Source organism: Embleya sp. NPDC055664, assembly GCF_053618075.1.
Map to the genome: position 1 here is coordinate 11,970 of NZ_JBSHGZ010000006.1, position 24,281 is coordinate 36,250.

Below are 24,281 nucleotides of genomic sequence, written 5' to 3' on the forward strand. Positions count from 1 at the left end.
CACACGCAGAACCTCGGACCGCCCCCAAGCAACGAAGCACCAACGAGCACGCAGAGGCCAGAAGTTGGCATCGACCGGCCGGCGGCATTCACGAAACCGGATGGCGCGGAGGCATGCGGCGCGGTCGGGAGGTAAAACCGCAGGTCGGCACGGGCGAGAAACCAGGAGGGCCGTCCTGGAATCCGGTTCCGCCTCCCACTAGGCACTTTCGGGGACTCGGAACGGGCACACCAGGCGCGAAATGCCAGAAATCGGCACGCGGCACTCGGCACCTGCTTCTCGCCACACCGCCCACAGACATCCGGCTCCGACCTCGGAAACCGCCTCCACCACCCCTGCCCCGCCGCACCCCAATCCCGCACCCCAATCCCGCACCCCAATCCCGCACCCCAATCCCGCGCCCCGCCACGACCCGGCCCGGGCCCGATCCAGGCAGCGGTGGAGCGCAGCGGAGCCAAACTCTCTCCACCACCGGCGGAGCGCAGCGGAGCCGGAACCACCAGGCGCCGCGCAGCGGCAACGTCCCGCCCCCCTTCCGCCCCCGACGGAGCGAAGCGGAGGAGAAACCACTCCGCCACCACCCCGACCCGGGCGGCGCCCACGCCGCCCTTGGCCACGCTCCCGAGGCCGGCAACACCCCACCCCCCGCCAGGAACTCCGTCCCCCACCCCGCCGCAGGATCCACAGCCGCCCCCAACGCCCGTTGCGGGCGACCACGCCGCCGGCGGGCCGACCGCCATCCACCAATGGCCGGTGGGCATGCGTGGTGGCCGGCCCTCGGGCCACCGCCCTGAGGTGGGCCGAAGAGCCGGAAACCGCAATGGGCCCATCCGTGTCGGTGCGCAGAAGGCGGGCGCCGGATGCGGCGACCAAGGCCCGGGCGGACGGCGACGGGTGGCCGTAGGGGTTGTCCTTACCCACCGAAACCAGAGCCAGCCTGGGGTGCAACCCGAGAACGAGGGCGGGGTCCTGTCGAGCCGAGCCGTGATGCGCAACCTTCAGAACGTCCACCCGAACACCGGCCAGCCGCCCCCGCAGGGCCTCCTGCGCCTCGACTTCGGCGTCACCGGTGAGCAACATCCGAACCCCGTGCCGTTCCGCAAGTACCACCAGACTCGCGTTGTTGGCCACCGACCCACCCACAGCCCGCCCCGACCTCGCCACGCCCACCGCCTCCCCCAACCGTGGATCCGCAGCCATGACGGTTGACGCGGTGTGCGACAGCGCCTGCCGATCCGGCAGGTGGCCCGGCGGACGGCCCGTCCTCCTCGCCTCGATCCCGCCCCCGCCTCCGCCTCCGCCTCCGCGCAACACAATCGGGCCGGAAGCAGCGGAGAGGGCTTCCAGGTTCGACGGAGTCAGCGTTTGCCACGTCAGCGAGCCCAATGTGCGCTGCTCAATGGCGCCGACGGGGGTACCCAAGGAGGCGCCGGCTCTGGCGGCCCAACGGCGGACTCGCGTTACTTCGCCCGAAGGATCAAGGATCGGAGTCCCCTGGATGAGCCCCACTCCCCGACCGCGCAGCGCGCCAGGAAGGCCCTCCACGTGGTCCGCATGGAAATGGCTCAGCAAAATCAGCGGCAGCCGGCGAATGCCAAGGTCGCGTAGACAGCCGTCCACCGCATCCGGATCGGGCCCGGCATCGATCAGAACGCCCTCGCCGGCGCCCGCGTTCAGCACGATGGCGTCGCCCTGACCGACGTCGCACATCACCAGATGCCAGCCCGGAGGCGGCCAGCCGGTCAATGGGCGCACCAACATCGGCGGACGCAACAGGAGAACCACCGCGAGGGTCGCGAGCAGAGCCGTCGTCATCGCCCGCCCCCGCCCGGACCAGTCGGACCGCCCGGACCGCCCGGACCGTCCGGATCGCGGCGGGCGGCGAAACAGCCGCAGGGTCGGGACGGCCGCGATCGTGATCGCCGCCAGCGCCGCGCCGCCGAAGAGGCCGGTCGGCCAGGTGACGGCGGCGCCGGGCAGGTCGGCGCCGGTGCGGGCCACGGCCGCGATCCAGGCGATCGGCCACGAGCCGAGCCAGGCGGTGAGGTGGGCGAGCGGGAGGCAGATCGGGGCGAGGAGCAGGGTGACGAAGCCGAGGATCGTGGCCGGTGCGACCGCGAACTCGGCGAGCAGGTTGCACGGGACGGCCATCAGACTGACCCGGCCGGCAAAGGTCACCACGAGCGGCCCGCAAACGGCCTGCGCGGCGAGCGGCACGGCGACCAGGACCGCGGCCCACGTCGGCCAACCCCGGGCCCGGAGCCGGTTCGTCCAGTGCGGGGCGAGCAGGAGCAGCGCGCCGGTGGCCAGGGCGGACAGCGCGAAGCCGTAGGACCGGGCCAGGGTCGGATCGAGCAGGACCAAGCCGAGCACGGCGACCGCGAGCGCCGGGAGCCCTCGCCGGGGCCGACCGGTGTACAGCGCGACCACGGTGACCAGGCCCATGGCGGCGGCCCGCAGCACACTGGGCTCGGGACGGGCGACGACCACGAAGCACGCGACGGCGGCGGCGCCGGCGATCGGCAGCGTACGTCCGTGGACGCCCACACGGCGGAGCACGAACAGCACAAAACCCAACAAAATCGTGATGTTGGTTCCGCTGACCGCCGTCAAATGGGTGAGTTCGGTGGCACGAAAGTCGGCTTCGAGGTCGGCCGGAAGCCGGCTCGTATCGCCGACGACCAGGCCCGGAAGCAATCCCCGGGCAGCGAGCGGCAGTTCCGCACAGGCGGCCCGCAGCCGCGCCCGGAGCAGACCCGCGAAACGCTGGTGGGCGGCGGGAGCGCCGATCCGGTCCGGAGCGGCTCGGATCAGCAGCAGGGCCTGGCCGCTCCGCCCCGGAACCAGGCGGCCGTGGACCCGAATCGGGGTACTCGGCAGCAGCCCGAGCCAGGTGGCCGCATCGGGCCCGCCGGCCAGCACCGTGACCGGCGTCCGCACCCGCACCCCGGCCGGCCGTGAGGTCCCCGATGCGCCCGAGCCGCCGGGCGCGCCGAGTGGACCGCCGGGTGGATCGATGCGGTCGATGCGGTCGATGCGGGCCTCGAACAGCGTGGGTGGCGAGCCGAGTTCGCTGCCTCGGACGCGGGTGACGCGGCGCTCCGGGTCGGTGCGTACCGTCAGCTCGACGGTGGCCTCGGCGCGCTGCCGAGCCGCGACCGCCACCGGGCCGTCGTGGTCGGCGGCGGTGCGAAGGCCGGCGACCAGTCCGCCGGCCGCGACGCACACGAGCACGACCGCAAGCGTGGCCCGGCGTCGAACCGTGGGCCGACACGCGAGTACGGCTGCACACGCCGCGGCGCAGATACTCACCGCGACGGTGGCCCGGAGCGGGATCAGCGGCGCACCCCAGGCGGCGGCCCAGGCGGCAGCGGCGCCGGGGACGAGGCGGGCGTCGGTCCGGGCACGGCTTCTCCGGCGCGTGGGTGTCGGACGAGGGGCCGCCGGGCGTGGGGCTTCCGGTCCTTGGCGGCTGGGGACGTCGGGCGCGGTCATACCCGAACCCTCGGCTTCAGGTCGCTGTACTTGCGATCGCCGATGCCCCGGACCTGACGCAGTTGATCGACGGTGGCGAAGCGGCCCAACTGGGTGCGCTTTTCGATGATCTGGCGAGCCAGGACCGGGCCGACGCCGGGCAGTTGCTCAAGCTGTGCGGCGGTCGCCGTGTTGAGATCGAGAACGGCTGCCGGGGCGCCGCCCGCCGAGGCGGTGGAACCGGCTCCGGACGGATTGGCGGCGGCGGGCGGAGGTGTGGCCCCGGGAACGCCCACCGGGATCTGCTCGCCGTCGGCAAGGAGGCGGGCCAGATTCAACGTGGCCAGATCCGCCGCCGGCAGCGCACCCCCGGCGGCCTGCACCGCGTCCGCCACCCTCGACCCGGGTGGCAGGACGACCACCCCGGGCCGGGCCACCTTCCCCGCCACGTGCACGGTAAGCGGCCCACCCGCGGAAGTCGGCGCACCGCCGGCAGCCCCCGACGCGGGCCCGGCCTGCACCGGAGCCCCCACCCCGGCGCCCCCCGTCACCTGCCCCACCGCCACCGGCGCGGCCACACTCTGCGGACGCGCCCGCCACCACCCGCCCACGGCCAGCGCAACCGCCACCAACGCCAGCACCGCGACGGCAACCACCACCCGCCGATCCACACCCACCCGAAGCCGAGGCGGCACCCGATCCGCAACCGCCTCGACCAACCGCCGCCCCGAATCCGCCCCCTGCACCGAAAGCACCTCAGGCGCCCCCAGCAACGCCGCAACCCGCTCCGCCCCGGACCTCGGCGACCCCGAGGGAGGAGATGCAGAAGAACCAGCCGAAATCCCGGACATGCCCCGAAACTAGGCCTCCCCCATCCCCCGACCGGGCCGCCGCCCTGCACCTGTGCACAACAGCCCACCTGTGGAAACCGGATCCCCCCACTTGGGTACCGGGTTGGGGTTTTGGCGTTCGACGGGATCAGGGGCCTTCCGGGTGGGCGGGGTTGGGGCGTTTCCGGCGGACGCTGCGCTTGTGGCCGCGGGTGGCTGGTGCGGGGCTGGTCCGGGTCGGTGATGGGCCGCCGCCGGCGTGCGGGGCTCCGAGACTGCCGGTCTTCGGCGGGGCGGGTGTGTTGCTCGGCGAAAAACCGGCCGGCAGCGGCGGGCAGGGAGGGCACTCGGGTCGAGTCCTCCGAGGAGCCCTCTCGGCTGGGTTGGGCAGGGCGTTTCGAGGTGCGGTGGGCTTGTGGGGAGGGCGGGAGTTCACGAAACCGGACGGCGTCGGGTGCCGTGGTCTCGGCGCAAGAGAAAACCGCAGGTCAGCGGAGAGGGAAGCCATTTCGTGTGCCTCGGGATCCGGTTTCGGCTCCCACTGGGCACTTTCGGTCGACTCGACGGCCTCTGCGAGGTCGCAGCACCCGAAGCCGCCCCGACCGGGCAGTTTCGGTCTTCACACCGGTGTCGAGGAGGCCGGAGCACACGAAACCGGCACTCGACGCCCGACTTTCCACCCCGACACCACAAAACCGCAGGTCACCGAAGCCCGAAGCCCCCAACCACCCACCGCGATCCGGTTTCGAACCCAACTCCCCTCCAAACACATCCCAACCCAGCCGAGAGGGCTCCTCGGAGGACTCGACCCGAGCATCCTCCCTGCCCGCCGCTGCCGGCCGGCTTTTCGCCGAGCAACACACCCGCCTCGCCGAAGACCGGCAGTCTCGGAGCCCCGCACGCCGGCGGCGGCCCATCACCGACTCTGACCAGCCCCGCACCAGCCGGCCCGCAACCCCAAGCACCACGCACGCCGAAACAAACCCGACCCACCCGCGAACGCAAGCCCGGCGGAACCCAACCCGACCCCCTCCTCTGCCACCCGCCGCAGGTCGCTTTTCACCCCGACCCGGGCCCCCACCCCGACGAAACCCCACACCCCGAAGCCCCGCACGCCAGCAGCGGCCAACCCCACGACCCGGACCAACCCCGCACCACCCGGCCCGCAACCCCAAGCACAACGCACGCCGGACACACCCCGACCCACCCGGAAGGGCTGACCGGCGGGCTTGACCGAGTGCCCTCTCACCCCCCGCCGCCGCAGGCCGCCTTTCTCGCCACGCACCGCACCGCCGCGCACCCCACCGCCACGCACCGCACCGCACCGCACCGCACCGCACCCCACCGCACCGAACCCCACCGCACCCCACCGCACCGACGAGCGGCCGGGGCCCGATGCGCCAACGCACGCGCGCCCACCCCGCCTCACCGGGGCGAGACCACCACCGCCAGCAGTCCCGGGCCCGCGTGGGCGCCGATTACGGCGCCCACCTCGGTGACGAAAAGTTCGTGCAGGTTCGGTAGGCGTTCCTGGAGGCGTGCGGCCAGTGCCTCTGCTCGGTCCGGGCTGGCCAGGTGGTGTACCGCCACGTCCACCGGGCCTGCGCCCGCGTGTTCCACCGCCAGTTCCTCCAGGCGGCTGATCGCGCGTGCCGAGGTGCGGACCTTTTCCAGTGGGCCGACCAAGCCGTCGCTCACGTGCAGCAGTGGCTTCACCGCCAGCGCCGTGCCCATGAAGGCCGCCGCCGCGCCGATCCGGCCGCCTCGGCGCAGGTATTCGAGGGTGTCGACATAGAAGAGGGCCGAGGCCGCCTGGGCCCGCTTTTCCGCCGCGATCGCCGCCTCCTCCAGGGTGGCGCCGTCCCGGGCCGCCTCGGCCGCCGCCAGTACGGCGAAGCCCATCCCCATCCCGAGCGTGCGCGAGTCCACCACCCGCACCGGCACCTCGGCGTCGCGGGCGGCCAGCAGCGCCGCCTCGTACGTGCCGGAGAGTTCGCTGGAGAGGTGGATCGAGACGATGCCCGTCGCGCCCTTCTCGGCGAGTTCGCGGTAGGTCTCCGCGAACGTCTCGGGCGCCGGCCGCGAGGTGGTCACGATCCGGCGCTGGCGCAGGGCGTCGGTGAGCTGGGCCGGGGTGGCCTCGATGCCGTCGTCCAGTGGCCGCCCGCGCAGGACGACCTTGAGCGGGACCACCACGAGGCGGTGCCGCTCCACGAGCTCCTCGGGCAGGTAGGCCGTGGAGTCCGTGACCACGGCGAGATCGGTCGGCATCGTCGGCATGAGCGGGCAACCACCCGGATGTGAGACGACAGGGGGGCGGGGTCGGTGTCCCGGCTACCCGGGGTCGGGTCGCCGATTCGGGACACCACAATCAATTTTCGGTCACCATGCCACGCCCCGGCACGCGGGTGGCGCGCGCCACGGTGCGGCCGACGCGTCCCGTCGTGGGGGCTCGCCGCCGGCACGTGTTCAGGTCAGGCGCTTGCTTTCGGATCGATCGGAGCGACCGGACTGATCGGAGCGACCGGGCCGACCGGAGCGATCCGGCCGATCCGAAGGGTCGGACGCACCGGAGCCCCCCGACCGAGCCGGTGGACCCGGCAACCCCGACGGACCCGCTCCACCCGCCCCGCGCTCCTCCGCATACGCCCGCAAGGCCGCCGCCTCGCGCTCGACGTCGGTGCCGAGTCGGTCCAACTCGTCCTCGCCCAAATGGCGTTCGCGGTCCTGGACGGCCCACCGCAGGGAGGCCGCGGCGTGCTCGATGCGGTCCGCGCGGTCCTTGAGGCCGGGCAGTTCGCGGTCGACCCGGGTCCGGTCCGGCTCACGTTCGAGCAGCTTCAGGTCGGTGTCCAGCGCCTTGGCGAATTCGTCCAACCGGCGCAGCAGCGCAACCGCGTCGGACAGCTGCGCATCGTGCGCGTAGCCCGCCTCCAGCACCCGCCGGGTCTGGTCGAGCGAACGGCGCACCGACCCGCGCATCCGGGCCGCCTCGCCGGCGCCGCCGGTGAGCGTGTACGAACGCGCCTTCGACGCGGCGTCCTCCACCATGCCGCGCACGCGCGGGGCGTGCCGCTCGATCCGGCGCCGCACCGCGCGGCGCATCATCGTGATCAGGCCCACCACGACGCCCACGAGGACGAGACACGCGAGCACGCCGGCGCCCAGCACCACGCCCAGGGTCTCGGCACCGCCCGCCAAAGAGTGGGTGGGCGCGGGAACGTCGGCGAGGGCCACGAGGCGTCTCCTGCCTGGTCGGGGCCGGAAGGTATTCACTCACACTAACCCCGCCGCGAGGCTCCGCCACGCACGCGCCGGGAAAACCCCGCGTTCCGGGCCGATCGTCACCGACCGGAAACACCCCCGCCACCGACCGGAAATCGCCCCACCGAAGCGCCACTCGCCGGCGCCGCTCACCCGGCCCGCGAGCCGGGCCGCCGCCCCGCGACGAGCGACGCCCCGAGCCGGGCAGCCGAGTCGGCCGCCCCGCAACGAGCGACCGACCCACCCACCAACCCCCTACGCCGGAACCACGTTCACCAGCTTCGGCGGCTTCACGATCACCATCCGCACACCCGCCCCGTCCAGCGCCGCCACGATCGCCGGATCGGCCAGTGCCAGCGCTTTCAGGTCGTCCTCGCCGATCGTCGGCGGCACCTCCAGGCGGGCCCGTACCTTGCCCTTGACCTGCACCACGCAGGTGACGGTGTCCTCGACCAGGTAGGCCGGATCCGCCTGCGGGAACGCCTCGTAGGTGACCGTGTCCCCGTGCCCCAGCCGCGACCACAGCTCCTCGGCCACGTGCGGCACCAGCGGCGCGACCATCAGGACCAGCTTCTCGGCGATCTCGCGCGGCACGGCCGGCAGCTTGACCAGCGCGTTGTTCAGCTCGATCGCCTTGGCGATGGCGGTGTTGAAGCGCAGCGCGTCCATGTCCCGCCGCATGCCGTCGATCGCCTTGTGGGTGGCGCGCAGCGTGGCCTCGTCGGCCGGCTCGTCGACCACGGTCGGCATACCGGTGTGCTCGTCCACGATGTTGCGCCACAGCCGCTGCAGGAAGCGGTACGAACCGACCACCGCGCGCGTGTCCCACGGCCGGGAGATCTCCAGCGGGCCCATCGACATCTCGTACAGGCGCAGCGTGTCCGCGCCGTACTCCTCGGCCATCTGGTCGGGAGTCACCGAGTTCTTCAGCGACTTGCCCATCTTCCCGTACTCGCGGCTGACCGCCTGCTCACCCAGGAAGAAGCCGCCGTCGCGCTCCTCGACCTCGCTCGCCTCGACGTAGACACCGCGCTCGTCCTTGTACGCGAACGCCTGGATGTAGCCCTGGTTGAACAGCTTGTGGAACGGCTCGAACGAGGACACGTGGCCCAGGTCGAACAGCACCTTGTGCCAAAAGCGCGAGTACAGCAGGTGCAGCACCGCGTGCTCGACGCCGCCGACGTACAGGTCCACGCCGCCGGTGTGGCCCTCGTGTCGCGGCCCCATCCAATACTTCTCGACCTCGGGGTCGACCAGCATGTCGGAGTTGGTCGGGTCCAGGTAGCGCAGCTCGTACCAGCACGAACCGGCCCAGTTGGGCATGGTGTTGGTCTCGCGGCGGTAGCTCTTGGGCCCGTCGCCCAGGTCCAGGGTGACGTTCACCCAGTCGGCGTTGCGCGACAGCGGCGTCTCGGGCTTGGTGTCCGCGTCGTCCGGGTCGAACGTGCGCGGGCGGTAGTCGTCGATCTCGGGCAGCTCGACCGGCAGCATCGAGTCGGGCAGCGCGTGCGCGACGCCGTCCTCGTCGAAGACGATCGGGAACGGCTCGCCCCAGTAGCGCTGCCGGGAGAACAGCCAGTCGCGCAGCTTGAAGTTGACCGTGCCCTCGCCGATGCCGCGCTCGGTCAGCCACTCGGTGATCGCCTTCTTGGCGTCGGCCACGCCCAGCCCGTCCAGGCCGATGCCCTCGCCGGTGCTGTTCACCAGCGCCGCGTCGTAGGACACGAACGCGTCGGCCCAGTCGGTGGTGTCCTCGATCGAGCGGTCGTCGCTCGGCCGGACCACACACCGGATCGGCAGCTCGAAGGCCCGCGCGAACTCGAAGTCGCGGTGGTCGTGCGCCGGGACCGCCATGATCGCGCCGGTGCCGTAGCCCATCAGCACGTAGTCGGCGATGAAGATCGGCACCCGCTCGCCGTTGACCGGGTTGGTCGCGTAGGCGCCGGTGAAGACGCCGGTCTTGTCCTTGCCCTCGCTCTGCCGCTCGACGTCGCTCTTGGACTGGGCGAACCGGCGGTATGCGGCGATCGCCTCGGCCGGCGTGGCCGCGCCGCCCGTCCAGACCGCCGGGATACCTTCGGGCCACGCGTCGGCCACGATCGAGTCGACCAGGTCGTGCTCCGGCGCCAGCACCATGTACGTGGCGCCGAACAGCGTGTCGGGGCGGGTGGTGAAGACCTCGATCGGCGCGGCGTCGGTGGCGAAGGAGACCCGGGCGCCCTCGGATCGACCGATCCAGTTGCGCTGCATGATCTTGATCGGCTCGGGCCAGTCCAGCTTGTCCAGGTCGGCCAGCAGCCGGTCGGAGTACGCGGTGATCCGCATCATCCACTGCCGCAGATTCGCCTTGAACACGGGGAAGTTGCCGCGCTCGCTGCGACCGTCGGCGGTGACCTCCTCGTTGGCCAGCACGGTGCCCAGGCCCGGGGCCCAGTTGACCGGGGCCTGCGAGACGTACGCCAGACGGAACTCGTCCAGCACGGCGGCGCGCTCGGTGCCGCTCAGGTCGGCCCACGCGCGTCCGTCCGGGGTGGGCCGCGCGCCCTTCTCGAACTGCTCGACCAGTTCGGCGATCGGCCGTGCCCGCCCGACGCCGCCGTCCGCGCCGGGCGCCTCGGGGTCGTACCAGGAGTTGAAGATCTGCAGGAAGATCCACTGCGTCCAGCGGTAGTACGCCGGGTCGGTGGTGGCCACCGATCGGCGCTGGTCGTGGCCCAGGCCCAGCCGGCGCAGCTGGCGGCGCATGTTGGCGATGTTCGCCTCGGTGGTCACGCGCGGGTGGGTGCCGGTCTGGACCGCGTACTGCTCGGCGGGCAGGCCGAAGGCGTCGTAGCCCAGCGTGTGCAGCACGTTGTGGCCGGTCATGCGCTTGAACCGGGCGTAGACGTCGGTCGCGATGAAGCCCAGCGGGTGTCCGACGTGCAGGCCCACACCCGAGGGGTACGGGAACATGTCCATCACCATCATCTTGGGCCGCCCGGCGACCTTCTCCGGCTCGGCCAGCGGGCCGGCCGGGTTGGGCGCCTCGAACGTGCCGTCGGCCTCCCAGCGGTCCTGCCACCGCGCCTCGATGTCACCGGCCAGGACTGCGGTGTAGCGGTAGGGCTCGGTCGGGGCGTCGGTGTTGCCGGCAGGGCCCTGCGTCATCTCGGTCATCGTCCTCAACCATCGGGGTGTGGGCAGCCGTCGACTGCTTCTTCCGGTTACGGCCGCCTCCGCGAAGCGGCCGGTTCTGGAAACGAAAAGACCCCTCGCTCAGGAGGGGTCGCCGCGCCGAGTCGGGTGGGAGTGGTCTCCACCCGGCCTGCTCAGCGCGGCCCGGTAAGCAGCAGTACGGCACGCATGGCCCCAGGTTACCGCAGGACGCCGTCGGCCCGGGGTCGGCACCCGGGCCGCACCGCTCACAATCCGGGGGCGGGCCCGGTGGACAGCGACAACACCAGCAGGATCTGGGCGAGATGGTAGGCGCCGGCGATCAGCACCGGGGCGTAGGGCGTCGGGGCGCGGAACCGGTTCCAGGCGACGAGGGTGTCGGAGACGTAGAACAGGAACGCGCCGGCCACCGCGCTCGGCCGGCCGGTGGCCGCGGCGGCGACGACCATCACCGACACGACACCGACGTAGACCGGCACCATGCCGGTGTAGGCGGGCGCGGTCTCGCGCGCGCCGGTGACCAGCCGGACCGCGTACGCCCCCGCCGCGAACAGCACGACCACGATGCCCGCCGCGGCCCACAACCACGACCAGCCCATGCGCTGGAAGCCGCCGACGTAGACGCCGTGCGCGAGCAGCGAGGCGGTCACGGCCCCGGCGAACCAGCGGGGCGCGAGCACGTCCCGCGCCAGCGACAACGCGAGCGCGACGCTGAACAGCGCGCGCAGTGCCCCGTCGACGTCGTCGAACGACCAGACGACCACGATCAGGGCACAGATCACCGCGGGTTTCAGGAGGCGATCGAGCGGGAGTCGTTCCCGGGCGACGGCCACCCAGTCGGCGACCGCGAGCAGGCTCGCGAGCACCAGCACGAGTACGGCGGTGAGGGTCACGTCCGGCGACACTACTGGCCGGAAACCGGACCATTCGCCCACTCGTTCGACCCGTCACGCAACCGTGACGGGAAAAACCCCAATCGTGATCACCGGTGCCGGACGGGGGCGACAAACCGCCCGGTCCCGCCGCTTCACCGCGCTCGTGGCGATGCCGGCTCGGGGGGCGTCGAGCGGGCATAGCGGGTGGTCAAGGCGCGCAGGTGGGCGACCAGTTCCGGGGGCTCGGTGACGTCGAAGTCGTGGCCGAGCAGGCCCAGGTGCACGGCCAGAGTGTCGAGCGAGTCGGCGCCGGTGTCCAGCATGCAGGTGTGCGCGTCGACCACCTCGACGGTGCCCACGGCCGGGTTGATCCGCTCCAGCACCTCGGCGGCGGGCGCATGCACCAGCACCCGGGCGCGGTGTCGCCAGGCGGCGGCCGAGACCTTGCCCGCGACGTACCGCGCCGCGTCGCCCTCCGGATCCTCGCGCGGCGCGAACCTGGGCCCGGTCGGGGTGCGCGGGGTGAGCCGGTCGACCCGGAAGGTGCGCCAGGCGTCGCGGTCCACGTCCCAGGCGACCAGATACCAGCGGCGCCCCCAGTTGACCACCCGCTGCGGCTCGACCGTGCGCCGCGTGGCCGCGCCGGAGTGGTCGAGGTAGTCCAGGCGCAGCCGCTCGCGGTCCCGGCAGGCCGCGACCAGGGCGGTGAGCACCTCGGTGTCCACCCTCGTGTCCGGCCGATCCGCGGGCACCGACACCGCGTAGCGCTGCAACGCGCGCACCCGGCGGCGCAGGCGCGCGGGCAGCACCTGTTCGAGCTTGGCCAGGGCCTGTACCGAGGTCTCCTCCATGCCCGCCATCGCGCCTCGGGCGACGGTGGTCAGGCCGACGGTGACCGCGACCGCCTCGTCGTCGGTCAGCAGCAGCGGCGGCATCGCGGCGCCGGCGGCAAGCCGATAGCCACCGGTGGAGCCGCGGGAGGCGTCGACCGGGTAGCCGAGTTCGCGCAGTCGGTCGACGTCCTTGCGGATCGTGCGACCGCTCACGCCGAGTCGTTCGGCCAGTTCCGAGCCGGGCCATTCACGGGGTGTCTGGAGCAGGGACAGCAGGCGCAACAACCGCGCGGAGGTTTCCAACATTTTCTCAGCGTGCCGCCTCGATAGGAGCGTAGTGTTCCTAATTGGATCCTAGTCTTCTTCTCATGGAGAACAGCAGCAGCACCGCAACCGAGACCGTCGCCGACACCACGATCCGCCCCTTCCGGATCGAGATCCCGCAGGCCGATCTCGACGACCTGCGCGACCGGCTGGCCCGCACCCGCTGGGCCGCCGACGTCCCGGGCGTGCCCGCCTGGACGCGCGGGGTGCCGACGGACTACCTGCGGGATTTGGCCGCCTACTGGGCGGACGGGTTCGACTGGCGCGCGGCCGAGGCGCGGCTCAACGCCTTCCCGCAGTTCGTCACCCGGATCGACGGCCAGGACGTGCACTTCGCACATGTGCGCTCCGAGCGGGCCGACGCCCCGGCGCTGCTGCTGATCCACGACTGGCCGGGCTCGTTCGTGCAGTTCGTCGACGTGATCGAGCCGCTGTCGCGCGACTTCCACGTCGTGGTCACCGACACCCCCGGAGTCGGCTTCTCCGGCCCGCTGTCCGGCCCCGGCTGGACCACCGGCCGGATCGCGGGCGCGTTCACCGAGTTGATGGCCCGCCTGGGCTACTCGCGCTACGGCGTACAGGGCAACGGCGGCGGCGCGTGGATCGCGGGCGAGATGGGCCGGATCGATCCCGAGCACGTGCTCGGGATCCACGTCAACGGCCTGGTCACCTTCCCCTCCGAGGACCCGGCCGACTTCGCCGGGCTGACCGAGGGCGAGCAGGCCAGGCTCGCCCGGCTCCAGGAGTTCCGCGACGACAAGATGGGCTTCAACGCGATCCAGTCGACCCGGCCGCAGACGCTCGCCTTCGGGCTGCACGACTCGCCCGTCGGCCAGCTCGCGTGGATCGTGGAGAAGTTCAAGGAGTGGACGGACACCGCGAGCGCGCTGCCCGAGGACGCGGTGGACCGGGACACCCTGCTGACCAACATCAGCGTGTACTGGTTCACCGGCACCGCCGGATCCTCCGCCAACCTCTACTACGAGATGGCGCACGACCAGGGCGCGTGGGCGCCGAAGGAGCGCGGCACGGTGCCGACGGCGGTGGCCGTCGCGCTGCCGTCGGACGTGGCGATCCGCCGGTTCGCCGAGCGCGACCACCACGTGGTGCGCTGGACGGAGTTCGAGCGCGGCGGCAACTTCCTGTCGCTGGAGCAGCCGGAGTTGCTGATCGGCGACGTCCGCGAATTCTTCGCGGGCCTGGAGCGATAGGCACCGACGAACGCGGGCGTGGGGCCCGGGGCCGGAAACGATCGAAGGCCGCCTCCCGAATCGGGAAGCGGCCTTCGACGCGATGTGGAGCTACGGAGAATTGAACTCCGGACCTCTTGCATGCCATGCAAGCGCTCTACCAACTGAGCTACAGCCCCGCGCGAATACGTTATGAGTCTACCCGGTCGGTCACCGTGCTCACGACCAAGGGTGGTTTGAGCGGCGGCGGGGTGCGCAGCGGCCCGGCCAGGCGCAGCACGATCGCGGCGGCGAGGCCGCTCATCGCCGCGTACAGGTGCCCGAAGTCCCAGATGCTGTGGTCCACGATCACCGGCAGGACGACCCACACGAACATCACCGCGGCGCCCGCCAGGCGGACCCAGCCGGTCATGATCAGCACCGCCGCGACGCACGAGCCGACCTCGACGTAGCTGACCCCGACGTCGGTGGCGAAGGCGATCTTCGCCGGCAGTCGCCCCGCCCTGATCGCGCCCTTCTCCACCGCGGCGGTGATCAGCGAGCCGAACACGTGCGCGCTCGCGCCGATCAGCAACATCCGAGGCGACCCGTAGCGGCGCTCCGCCCAGGCCACCACGGTGCCGAACACGAGCACGTACGTGGCCAGGCCGGACCCGTGGTCGGCGACCCAGAAGGCGCTGGTGAGCAGCGCTTCCACCGGATCGTCGCCGAGGCGGAACAGGTTGGTGCTGTTCAGCTTGGTGAGCAGGTCGATCAGCCGTGGCGGCGACGTGCGTTGCACCACGGTGGACGCAGTGAAGATGGCCATGTAGGTGAAGGTGACGGGTGCGGACAGGACCCACGCGTGCAGTCGCCGGGTCCACGGGCTCAGCCGGTTCACCCAACGCCGCGCCCACCACCACCGGTTGCCGAAGCCGCGCAGCACGTACCACGCGACGACGAGGCCGAGCCCGATTCCGACGATCACGCCGGGCCGGTGCCCGAAGCCGATCGTGGCCAATCCCGACCCCGCGCCGGCGCTCAGCCCGTCGTGCTGCGGAAGCGGGCCCGGTAGGCGGAGGGGGTGACGCCCAGGCGGCGCAGGAACGCCCGGCGCAGCGACTCGTCGCTGCCGAGACCGCTGCGCGCGGCGGCGGCGGTGACCGTGGCGCCGGCGGCGAGCAGCGCCTGGGCCGCCTCGATCCGCACCGCCTCGACGTACACCGCCGGCGTCGTGCCCACCCGCTCGTGGAACAGCCGGGTCAGGTGGCGCGGACTGAACCCACCGAGCCGGGCCAGCGCGGGCAGCGAGTGGTCGGCCGCCGGATCCGCCGCGACCGCGTCCAGCACCGGGCGCAGCGGGTCGTCGGCGCCGGGCGGGGTGCGCGAGGGCACCGAGAACTGCGACTGGCCGCCGGGTCGGCGCAGGAACACCACCAGGTCGCGGGCCACCTCGCGAGCCAGGTCGGCGCCCTCGTCGGCCTCGACCAGGGCGAGCGCGAGGTCGATGCCGGCGGTGACCCCGGCCGAGGTGTAGACCGAACCGTCCCGGACGAAGATCGCGTCCGGCTCGACCGTGATCGCCGGGTGGTACCGGGCGAGCAGCGCGGCGTGCCGCCAGTGCGTCACGGCCCGCCGCCCGTCCAACAGGCCGGCCCGGGCCAGCACGAACGCCCCCGTACACACCGACGCGACCCGTTCGGAAACCTCGGCGAGCGCGGCCACCGCGTCGAGCAGCGCGAGCGGCGGCGCGTACTGCGGGAACTCGACCGACCCGGGCACCACGAGGGTGTGCGCGGCGTCGATCTCCGCCGCGGCGGCGTCCACCATGAGCCGGGTGCCGGCCGAGGTGGTCACCGGCTCACCGGTCGGCGAGCACAGCGTCACGGTGTACGCCCCGCCCATGCGCTCGGCGGTGCCGAACACCTCCAGCGGTGCGGTCACGTCCATCAGCCGTACTCCGTCGTAGCCGAGCACGGCCACATTCCTGCGTCGCATGACATCCAGGCTAGCCGGGGAGCATGTCCGAATCCGAGGGATCGGTGTCCGGATGGACATGGCCCCGAACGGGCACGGAAGGCGAGGCTCGACGCAGACACAAACCCGCCACCGTCATCCAGGAAAGGACCGACGCCATGTCCGAACGCATCGCCGACGTCGACATCCCCGACAGCGCGCTCGCCAAGGAGGCGACCGAACTGGTCCGGGACACCGCCGGCTCGCTGCTCTACGACCACTCGCGCCGCGTGTACCTGTTCGGCGCGCTCCAGGGTCGCCGCCGGGGCCTGGTCTTCGACCCCGAACTGCTCTACGTGGCCGCGCTGTTCCACGACCTCGGACTGACCGCCGAGCATCGCGACTCGCAGCAGCGCTTCGAACTGGACGGCGCCGACGCGGCCCGCGACTTCGTACTGCGACACGGCCTCTCCGCCGAGCAGGCCCGCATCGTGTGGACCGCGATCGCCCTGCACACCACCCCCGAGATCCCCACCCGGATGGAGCCCGAGGTCGCCCTGGTGACCGCCGGCGTCGAACTCGACGTGCTCGGGATCGGCCTCGACGACCTCTCCGAGCAGGCGCGCGCGGCCGTGGTCGCCGCGCATCCCCGCCCGGACTTCAAGCGGCGGATCCTGCGCGCGTTCACCGAGGGCATCGAGCACCGCCCGCAAACCACGTTCGGCAACGTCAAGGCGGATGTCCTGGACCGGTTCGTCCCCGGCTTCGAGCGCACGAACTTCGTCGACGTGATCGAGCAGTCGGGGTGGTCCGAGTGAGGCCGCCGCTGCCCCCGTTCACCGAGGCCGACGCCCGCGCCAAGGTGCAGGCCGCCGAGGACGCCTGGAACACCCGCGACCCCGAGCGTGTCGCGCTCGCGTACACCCCCGACTCGGTGTGGCGCAATCGGGACCGCTTCGTCACCGGCCGCCCGGCCATCGTCGCGTTCCTGACCGAGAAGTGGGCCCGCGAGCAGGACTACGCGCTGCGCAAGGAGCTGTGGTCGTACACGGCCGACCGCATCGCGGTCCGCTTCCAGTACGAGTGGCACGACGGCACCGGCGCCTTCTGGCGCAGCTACGGCAACGAGTTGTGGGAGTTCGCCGACAACGGCCTGATGCGGCGGCGCGAGGCGAGCATCAACGACGTCGCGATCACCGAGGCCGATCGGCGCATCCACGGACCTCGGCCGGTCGAGGAGCACGGGGTCGGATTCCCGCTCGCGTGAGCGGGACGAGGGGTGGATCCGGGGACGCGTCGACCGTCCTCGGGCCCGCCCCTCGAACCCGGCCCCCGGCACCCTCAGTCCCCGCGTCCCCCGCATTCCCCCGCCCACGGGTGGGTGAGTTCCTGGCACCGCCGCCAGAACCAGGCCCGGTCCGGCCGGCTCTCGCGTGTGGCCGCGCGGTAGTGGGTCGGGCGCGGGACGCGGTCCTGCCAGAACAGCCCGGTGGTGCGGCCGGGTTCGTCCGCCGCGCACAACCACACGGCGGTGTCCGCGCCCTCTTCGGGGCTGCGCAGGAGCGGTGCGGTCAGCCGGCGGAAGGTGGGCATCGATGCGCGCAGCCCCGGGGTGTCGGTCCAGCCCGGGTGGGTGGCGTGCACGACCGGGCCGCCGTCGCCCAGGTGTTCGGCCCACAGTTCGGCGAGCACGACCTGCATGCGTTTGGTCCGGGCGTGGGCAACGGTCGGCCGGTACGGGCCGCGTTCGTACTCGATGTCGTCCACCGGCAGCCGTTGGGTGTACATCCCGCCCGAGCTCATCCACACCACCCGCGCGCAGGAGGCGGCGTCGGTGGCGAGGAGCCGGGTGAGCAGATGCGGTCCGAGCACATGCACCGCCAGGCACACCTCGTGCCCCTCGGCGGTCACCGCACGCTCCCGGGGCAATACGCCGGCGTTGTGCACGAGCGCGTGCAGCGGACCCTGTTCGGCCCGCAGCTCCTTCGCGAGGCGGGCAACGTCGGGCAGGCTGCCCACGTCGCAGCGGCGCACGGCGAGGTCGGCCCCGGGCACCAGTTCGGCGACCCGCCGGCCGGCCGCCTCGGCCCGCGCCGCGTCCCGCCCGACCAGCACCACGGTCGCACCGAGCCGGGCCAGGCCGGTCACCGCCGCCTCGCCGATCCCGGACGAGGCCCCGGTCACCACCACGGTCCGCCCCTTGAGCGTGTGCTGGGGGTCGGCCGTGAATCCCGACCGCCGCACCCGGTACCCGATCCGGCTGTATCCGGGCACGATTGCCCGGTCCATCGCCCGCTCCCAGAACCGACTCTCCGTCATCGCATGCTCACCTTCGTCGAGATCCCGAAGGGAGAATGCCCGGAACAGGGCTTTCACACTTTTTCCACCGATGCCGCGCGGTGGACGCATCGATGCCGCATCGAGAACGCAAAAAAGACCGCCTCCCGAACGAATCCGGAAGGCGGTCTCACCATCTCTGTGGAGCTACGGAGAATTGAACTCCGGACCTCTTGCATGCCATGCAAGCGCTCTACCAACTGAGCTACAGCCCCGCTATTCACCTGGGTCGGATGGGCTTGCCCTCCCGACCACGAGTACTTTACACGCTCCCCCGCATCGCTTCCAAACGCCTTTCCCGGCACCGATCGTGGGTGACCGGGGATGCGCGGAGCGCGCTCGTCGAGCCGCCCCACCCACCCCCGGCCCCCCGCCGAGACTAGAAGCTGCCGACCGGCCTGACCATCCCGGCCATGGCGCCGCCGTCGACGACCAATTCGGTGCCGGTCAGGTAGGACGCCGCGTCGGAGGCGACGAAGGCCACCACCTCGGCGACCTCCTCCGGGGCGGCGATCCGGCGCAGCGGCACGGACGGGTACTTCCCCGCGCCCTGCTCCAGCCCGACCGCGGCGATCATCGGGGTGTCGATGGTGCCCGGGTGTACCGAGTTGACCCGGATGCCGTGCTCGCCGACCTCCAGGGCGACGGTCTTGGAGAGCCCGCGTACCGCCCACTTGGTCGCGCCGTAGGCCGCGTGTCCCGGCATGCCTTCCAGGCCGGCCTGGGACGAGATGTTGACGATCGAACCGCCGCCGCGCGCCTTCATCGCGGGCAGCACGGCCTGCATGCCGTGCCAGACGCCGAAGAAGTTGACCCGCATGATCCGCTCCACACGCTCCGCCGTCTCGTCGGCGAAACCCCTGGTCCAGTAGATCGCGGCGTTGTTGACCAGGATGTCGAGGCCGCCGAACGCCTCGACCGCGACGTCCACCACCGCGGCCCAGTCCGCCGGATCGGATACGTCGTGCCGGACGAAGCGCGCGGCGGCGCCCAGTTCGGCGGCCACCCGCTCACCCTCCTCGGTCAACAGGTCGGTGAGCACCACCCGCGCCCCGGAGGCCACGAACAAGCGCGCCTCGGCCGCCCCTTGCCCGCGGGCGGCCCCGGTGACGATCGCCACCTTGCCGGTCAGATCAGCCATGCCCATGCACCCCATCCACGTCGCCCACACCGTCCACGGAAACCACGCCATCCACCGGACCCGCCCCGCCCGTCCCCGAACGCGGCGCGATCACCCGCCTCACTGACCCATCACGTATTTGACCGTCGGCCCGGTGGTCCACCCGCCGTCCACCGCCAACTCCGCGCCGGTCACATAGGACGCCGCGTCGGAGAGCAGGAACGCGACGGCCGCGCCGATCTCGCTCGGCTCGCCGACCCGACCCATCGGGGTGTTCGGGTAGTTGCCCTCGCCCTCCCGGATGCCCACCGAGGACGTCATCGGGGTGTAGATCATGCCGGGATGCACCGAGTTGACCCGGATCCGCGCCGGGCCCAACTCCACCGCGGCGACCTTGCTCATGCCGCGCACGGCCCACTTGGACGCACCGTAGGAGCCGGTCATCGCGAGCCCCATCAGGCCCGCCGCGGAGGAGATGTTGACGATCGACCCGCCGCCGTTCGCCTTCAGGTGCGGGATTACCGCCTGCATGCCCAGCCAGACGCCGGTCAGATTGACCTTGATCACGAACTCGAAGTGTTCGAGCGTCTCGGTGTCGAACATCGCGCCGGTGGACACGCCGGCGTTGTTGACTAGCCCATCCACCCGGCCGAACTCGGCCACGGTGAAGTCGACGACGGCCTTCCACTGCTCCTCGCTCGTCACGTCGTGCCGGTGGAAGCGGGCGTGCGCGCCGAGTGCGGCGGCCGTCTCGGCCCCTTCGTCGAGCAGATCGGTGAGGACCACCCGGCCGCCGCCGTCGACGATCTGCTTGGCCGCCGCGGCGCCGAGGCCGCGGGCTCCGCCGGTGACGATGACGACCTTGTCGGTCAGATTGGGGCCCTGGAGTTCAGCCATGATGCGTTCCTTCGATCCGTGCCTGCCGACTTCTCGGCTCGCATTTGCATAGTACAACTAAGCAAATCGAAATCCGACCGAACGGTTGCCGGCCGGCCCCCGCTGCCGCCGCTACCCCTGCACCGGCGGCACGATGCCCGCCATCGAACCGCCGTCGATCACGAACTCGGTACCGGTGATCCACGAGGACGCGTCGGAGGCCAGGAACACCACCAGTTCGCCGATGTCCTCCGGCTCGCCCACCCGACGCAGCGGCACGGTGGGGAAATTGCCCGGCCCGCGCGTGAAACGGTTGCCGATCATCGGCGTGTCCACGGCCCCCGGGTGCACGGAGTTGACCCGGATCCCGTACTCGCCCAGCTCCAGGGCGGCGGTCTTGGTCAGGCCGCGGACGGCCCATTTGGAGGAGCCGTAGGCCGCGTGTCCCGGGATGCCCTGGAGGCCGGCGAGCGAGGAGATGTTCACGATCGACCCGCCGCCGTTCGCCCGCATCAGCGGCGCCACCGCCTGGATCCCGTGGAAGGTGCCGAACAGGTTGACCTTCAGGATCCGATCCAGGCCCTCCGGCGTCTCCTCCAGGATCGGCTTGGTCCACATGATCCCGGCGTTGTTGACCAGCACGTCCACCCCGCCGAACTCCCGCACGGCCAGCTCGACGACCGCCGCCCAGTCCGTCGCGTTCGACACGTCGTGCCGCACGAACCGGGCCTCGGGGCCGATCTCCTCGGCGACCCGGGCTCCCTCGTCCTCCAGCAGATCGGTCAGCACGACGCGGGCCCCGCACCGGGCGAACAATCGCGCCTCGGCCTCACCCTGACCCCGCGCCGCACCGGTGACGATCGCCACCTTGCCGGTCAGATCGATCGAGTCGCTCACGGTGATTACCTCCCAGTCGTCGGGCCCTCGGCCCGGGGTCGGCCGGATCCGGTCCTCCGCACCGGATCCGGCCGGTCGGTCTCGCCCGGGACACCGGCGCCCGCGCGCCGCGTCCCGAACGAAGTCTCGATCCCTCAGGCCCCGTACTTCGCGCGGAAGTGCGGAATGACCTGCTCCCCCCAGATCCGGATCGTCTCCATGCAGTCCGCCTGCGGCACCGTGCCCATCTGGATCAGGCACATGATCTCGTCCGCCCCCGCGTCGATCAGCTTCTGGACGTAGCCGATCGCGTCCTCCGCCGTGCCGTACGCGTGGTTCACGTTGTAGGTGGCGGTGGCGTTCACCGTGACCGGGATCTTCGCCTCGTGCAGCATCGCGACCTGCTGTTCGGCGGCCTCGTGGATGATCGCCACCTCGTCCCGGCCCTCGACCACGGCCTCGTCGGGGATGCCGGACCTGCCGCCGGAGAACCAGTGCGCGATCGACTGGGCGAAGAAGCGCTGGCCGCGCGCGCCCACCTGGCGGGCCCGGGCGCCGTCCTCGGAGACGATCGTCGGGCACAGCGCGACGAGGTGGTCGTTGGTCACCGAGGACACGAACCGCTCGCCGGTGCGCTCCTTGATCGCATCCCGGTAGATCTGGTTGAGGTTGGCCACCTCCTCCGGACCGGCGAAGCCGAGTACCAGCGCACCGACGCCGTACTCCGCCGCCTCGACCAGGCTCGGCTGCTTGCTGCAGGCCAGGAACAGCGGCGGGTGCGGGGTCTGCACCGGGCGCGGCAGGATCGGGTGCGAGCCCTCGATGTCGAGCACGTCGCCGTGCCACACCAACTCGTCCTGCTGCCACGCGGCGCCGATGATCCGCAGCGCCTCCTCGACCTGGGCCTTGGTCTGCTCGATGTCCACGCCGCACAGCGAGGACTCCTGGAGCGTGCCGCCGCGGGCCGCGCCGACGTCGAGCCGGCCGCCGGAGAGCGTGTCCAGCATGCCGATGCGCTCGGCGACCCGGGCCGGGTGGTTGAAGTTGAACGGCATGCAGACCGCGCCGTGGGCGATCCGGATCCGGCTGGTACGCGCCGCCACCCAGGTCAGGAAGATCTCCGGGGCACTCATGTGCGAGTACCACTTCGTCGAGTGGTGCTCCACGGCCCAGATGCGGTCGAAGCCCATGCGCTCGGCGTATACGGCCTGCTCCACGGAGTCGAGGATGACCTCACGCTCGTGTTCCGCCGTGGGGTTGGCCATCTGGGCTTCGAAGATCATCGAGAACTGCATGCCGTACTCCTGGTGCGCGAGGCGTGGAATACTTCAATTAGATGTATGACGACCAGTCAGGTCAATAGCCAACTGACGTAGAATCAGAAAAAGTCGCCGCGTACCGATGGAGGCCACGATGACGGGGGATCCGCTCCCGAAGCTGCCCGCAACCGCGTGGGCCGTGCTCGGCCTCTTGTCGTTCCCGGGCGAGCGATCCGGCTACGACCTCAAGAAGTGGGCCGACGCGTCCCTGCGCTTCTTCTACTGGAGTCCGGCGCTCAGCCAGATCTACAGCGAGCTCAAGCGCCTGGAGCAGCTCGGCTTCGCCGTCTCGCGGATCGCCTCGCAGGACGAGCTGCGCAACAAGCGGCTGTACCGCATCACCGACTCCGGCCAGGAGGCGCTGGCCACGTGGGCGCGCGAGACCCCGGCGGGGCCGCCCGTGCTCAAGCACGGCGTCGCGCTGCGGGTCTGGCTCGGCCACCTCAGCGAGCCGGAGGAGCTGCGCAAGACCCTGGTCGAGCACCGCGACTACGCGGCGAGCACGCTGGTCGAGGTGCGCGCGAGCGAGGACACCGCGCAGGACCGCTGGCCGTTCCCGGCCCTGGTGCTCAAGTGGAGCGAGCGCTACTGGCAGGCCGAGCGCGATCTCGCCGACGGCATGCTCGCCGACCTGGAGGACCTGTACCGCAAACAGGGGGGCGAGGCCGCCGGGTGAGGACTCGGCGAGACGACGGCAGGACAACGCGGGGGATGAAGCGGGAGACGAAGCGAAAGCGGTCTCGGAGCCGGGTGTGAACCCGGCGCCGAGACCGTCACATGGCTCGCGTCGCGACCGTCAGACGTCGTCCCCGATGACCGGTTCCGGCAGCGTCCCCGCGTTGTGCTCCAGCAGGCGCCATCCCCGGGCTCCCGGGCCGAGCACCGACCAGCAGCAGTTGGACAGCGCGCCCAGCGCGCCCCAGGTCTCCCGGGGCAGGCCCAGCAGCGCGCCGAGGCCGCAGCGGATCGCGCCGCCGTGCGAGACCACCACGAGCGTGCCGTCCTCGGGCAGCTTCTCGACCGCGAGGCCGATCGCCTCGGCCATACGCTCGGCGACCTCGCTCTCCAGCTCGCCGCCGCCGCGCCGGACCGGTTCGCCGCGTCGCCAGGCGGCGAACTGCTCGGGGAAGGTCGCCTCGATCTCGCGATTCGTCAGCCCCTGCCACTCGCCCGCGTAGGTCTCACGCAGTGCGGGGTCCAGGGTGACCGGCACGTCGACCAGCCGGGCCAGCTCCGCCGCGGTGTCCACGGTGCGGGTCAGGTCGGAGGACACGATCGCGTCCGGGCGCAGCGCCGCGAGCAGTCGGGCCGAGCGCCGGGCCTGGGCCAGGCCCTCGTCGGTCAGCGGGATGTCGGTCTGGCCCTGGAAACGCCGCTCGACGTTCCACGTGGTCTGGCCGTGCCGCCACAGCAGGACCCGGCGGCCGGTGCCGCTCAGAGCGCGCCCTCCGCCGCCCCCGCCGCCTCGGCGGCCCTGGCCTGCTCGTTGCCACGCAGCACCGCTTCCGGCAGCTCGATCCGCGGGCAGTCCTTCCACAACTTCTCGAGCGAGTAGTAGGCCCGCTCCTCGGCGTGCTGGACGTGCACCACGATGTCGATGTAGTCGAGGAGGATCCAGCGCCCTTCGCGCTCGCCCTCGCGGCGGACCGGCTTGGCGCCGAGCCCGCGCAACGCTTCCTCGACCTCGTCCATGATCGCCTTGACCTGGCGGTCGTTGGACGCGGAGGCGAGCACGAACACGTCGGTGATCGTGACCACCTCGCTCACGTCGTAGGCGACGACGTCGGTGGCGAGCTTCTCTGCACATGCCACGGCAGCCGCGGTGGCGAGCTCCAGGGCGTGGGGGGTTGCGGTCACGATTCGCTTCCTGCGGAC

The 24,281-nt window shown here is 71.8% G+C and carries 20 protein-coding genes and 2 tRNA genes; 4 read left to right on the forward strand and 18 right to left on the reverse strand.

Features of this window, described 5'->3' with window-relative positions:
• Positions 1 to 198: 198 nt before the first annotated feature.
• The 7 genes from ACWGR4_RS12475 to ACWGR4_RS12505 form a co-directional block, all read right to left on the reverse strand.
• Complete coding sequence (locus tag ACWGR4_RS12475) at positions 199 to 3,234, reverse strand: ComEC/Rec2 family competence protein (RefSeq protein ID WP_452132364.1); 3,036 nt, start codon at positions 3,232 to 3,234, stop codon at positions 199 to 201.
• Between the two features lie 257 nt (positions 3,235 to 3,491).
• Positions 3,492 to 4,220 carry a helix-hairpin-helix domain-containing protein gene (locus tag ACWGR4_RS12480; RefSeq protein WP_452132365.1) on the reverse strand — a complete coding sequence of 243 codons (729 nt, stop codon included), beginning with the start codon at positions 4,218 to 4,220 and terminating at the stop codon, positions 3,492 to 3,494.
• 1,509 nt (positions 4,221 to 5,729) lie between these two features.
• A complete protein-coding gene (locus ACWGR4_RS12485; RefSeq protein ID WP_380002997.1) occupies positions 5,730 to 6,575 on the reverse strand; it encodes a DegV family protein in 846 nt (281 codons plus the stop codon).
• Between the two features lie 198 nt (positions 6,576 to 6,773).
• A complete protein-coding gene (locus ACWGR4_RS12490; protein WP_452128380.1) occupies positions 6,774 to 7,541 on the reverse strand; it encodes a hypothetical protein in 768 nt (255 codons plus the stop codon).
• Positions 7,542 to 7,823: 282 nt separating this feature from the next.
• Positions 7,824 to 10,724, reverse strand: coding sequence for a leucine--tRNA ligase (gene leuS, locus ACWGR4_RS12495; RefSeq protein ID WP_452128379.1), 2,901 nt, complete (start codon positions 10,722 to 10,724; stop codon positions 7,824 to 7,826).
• 245 nt (positions 10,725 to 10,969) lie between these two features.
• The gene (locus ACWGR4_RS12500) at positions 10,970 to 11,614 is read right to left on the reverse strand and encodes a lysoplasmalogenase family protein (RefSeq protein ID WP_380002992.1); all 645 of its coding nucleotides are present in this window, start codon (positions 11,612 to 11,614) and stop codon (positions 10,970 to 10,972) included.
• 134 nt (positions 11,615 to 11,748) lie between these two features.
• Positions 11,749 to 12,735, reverse strand: a complete 987-nt coding sequence (locus ACWGR4_RS12505; RefSeq protein ID WP_452128378.1) for a helix-turn-helix transcriptional regulator — start codon at positions 12,733 to 12,735, stop codon at positions 11,749 to 11,751.
• 62 nt (positions 12,736 to 12,797) lie between these two features.
• On the opposite strand from ACWGR4_RS12505, the gene ACWGR4_RS12510 reads away from it, so the two are divergent.
• Entirely contained in the window at positions 12,798 to 13,964 is a 1,167-nt protein-coding gene (locus ACWGR4_RS12510; protein WP_452128377.1) for an epoxide hydrolase family protein, read from the forward strand.
• A gap of 85 nt (positions 13,965 to 14,049) precedes the next feature.
• On the opposite strand, the gene ACWGR4_RS12515 is transcribed toward ACWGR4_RS12510, so the two are convergent.
• From ACWGR4_RS12515 to ACWGR4_RS12525, 3 genes are all read right to left on the reverse strand, one after another.
• A tRNA-Ala gene (locus tag ACWGR4_RS12515) sits at positions 14,050 to 14,122 on the reverse strand.
• Positions 14,123 to 14,133: 11 nt separating this feature from the next.
• Positions 14,134 to 14,910 (reverse strand): rhomboid-like protein, encoded by a 777-nt coding sequence (locus ACWGR4_RS12520; protein ID WP_452128376.1) that lies wholly within the window; start codon positions 14,908 to 14,910, stop codon positions 14,134 to 14,136.
• Between the two features lie 53 nt (positions 14,911 to 14,963).
• Positions 14,964 to 15,920, reverse strand: a complete 957-nt coding sequence (locus ACWGR4_RS12525) for a GlxA family transcriptional regulator (RefSeq protein ID WP_380002984.1) — start codon at positions 15,918 to 15,920, stop codon at positions 14,964 to 14,966.
• 137 nt (positions 15,921 to 16,057) lie between these two features.
• Between ACWGR4_RS12525 and ACWGR4_RS12530 the strand changes: the two genes are divergently transcribed.
• Positions 16,058 to 16,696 carry an HD domain-containing protein gene (locus ACWGR4_RS12530; RefSeq protein ID WP_380002983.1) on the forward strand — a complete coding sequence of 213 codons (639 nt, stop codon included), beginning with the start codon at positions 16,058 to 16,060 and terminating at the stop codon, positions 16,694 to 16,696.
• Positions 16,684 to 17,145, forward strand: a complete 462-nt coding sequence (locus ACWGR4_RS12535) for a nuclear transport factor 2 family protein (RefSeq protein ID WP_452128375.1) — start codon at positions 16,684 to 16,686, stop codon at positions 17,143 to 17,145. Before ACWGR4_RS12530 ends, ACWGR4_RS12535 begins: the two co-directional genes overlap by 13 nt.
• Positions 17,146 to 17,219: 74 nt before the next feature.
• Here ACWGR4_RS12535 and ACWGR4_RS12540 read toward each other — a convergent pair whose 3' ends face one another.
• The 6 genes from ACWGR4_RS12540 to ACWGR4_RS12565 form a co-directional block, all read right to left on the reverse strand.
• Entirely contained in the window at positions 17,220 to 18,197 is a 978-nt protein-coding gene (locus ACWGR4_RS12540) for an SDR family NAD(P)-dependent oxidoreductase (protein ID WP_380002980.1), read from the reverse strand.
• Positions 18,198 to 18,357: 160 nt separating this feature from the next.
• Positions 18,358 to 18,430 (reverse strand) — tRNA-Ala (locus ACWGR4_RS12545).
• A gap of 164 nt (positions 18,431 to 18,594) precedes the next feature.
• Positions 18,595 to 19,356, reverse strand: coding sequence for an SDR family NAD(P)-dependent oxidoreductase (locus tag ACWGR4_RS12550; protein WP_380029190.1), 762 nt, complete (start codon positions 19,354 to 19,356; stop codon positions 18,595 to 18,597).
• A 99-nt stretch (positions 19,357 to 19,455) separates the two neighbouring features.
• The gene (locus tag ACWGR4_RS12555) at positions 19,456 to 20,232 is read right to left on the reverse strand and encodes a glucose 1-dehydrogenase (protein ID WP_439674955.1); all 777 of its coding nucleotides are present in this window, start codon (positions 20,230 to 20,232) and stop codon (positions 19,456 to 19,458) included.
• 111 nt (positions 20,233 to 20,343) lie between these two features.
• Positions 20,344 to 21,108 carry an SDR family NAD(P)-dependent oxidoreductase gene (locus ACWGR4_RS12560; protein ID WP_380002974.1) on the reverse strand — a complete coding sequence of 255 codons (765 nt, stop codon included), beginning with the start codon at positions 21,106 to 21,108 and terminating at the stop codon, positions 20,344 to 20,346.
• A 134-nt stretch (positions 21,109 to 21,242) separates the two neighbouring features.
• Positions 21,243 to 22,382, reverse strand: a complete 1,140-nt coding sequence (locus ACWGR4_RS12565) for an LLM class flavin-dependent oxidoreductase (RefSeq protein ID WP_380002973.1) — start codon at positions 22,380 to 22,382, stop codon at positions 21,243 to 21,245.
• 118 nt (positions 22,383 to 22,500) lie between these two features.
• Between ACWGR4_RS12565 and ACWGR4_RS12570 the strand changes: the two genes are divergently transcribed.
• Entirely contained in the window at positions 22,501 to 23,082 is a 582-nt protein-coding gene (locus tag ACWGR4_RS12570; RefSeq protein WP_380002971.1) for a PadR family transcriptional regulator, read from the forward strand.
• 120 nt (positions 23,083 to 23,202) lie between these two features.
• Here ACWGR4_RS12570 and ACWGR4_RS12575 read toward each other — a convergent pair whose 3' ends face one another.
• Both ACWGR4_RS12575 and rsfS read right to left on the reverse strand, forming a co-directional pair.
• A complete protein-coding gene (locus ACWGR4_RS12575; RefSeq protein WP_380003156.1) occupies positions 23,203 to 23,844 on the reverse strand; it encodes a histidine phosphatase family protein in 642 nt (213 codons plus the stop codon).
• Positions 23,841 to 24,263, reverse strand: coding sequence for a ribosome silencing factor (gene rsfS, locus ACWGR4_RS12580; RefSeq protein ID WP_126638526.1), 423 nt, complete (start codon positions 24,261 to 24,263; stop codon positions 23,841 to 23,843). The genes ACWGR4_RS12575 and rsfS overlap by 4 nt, the downstream gene beginning before the upstream one ends.
• Between the last annotated feature and the right edge of the window lie 18 nt (positions 24,264 to 24,281).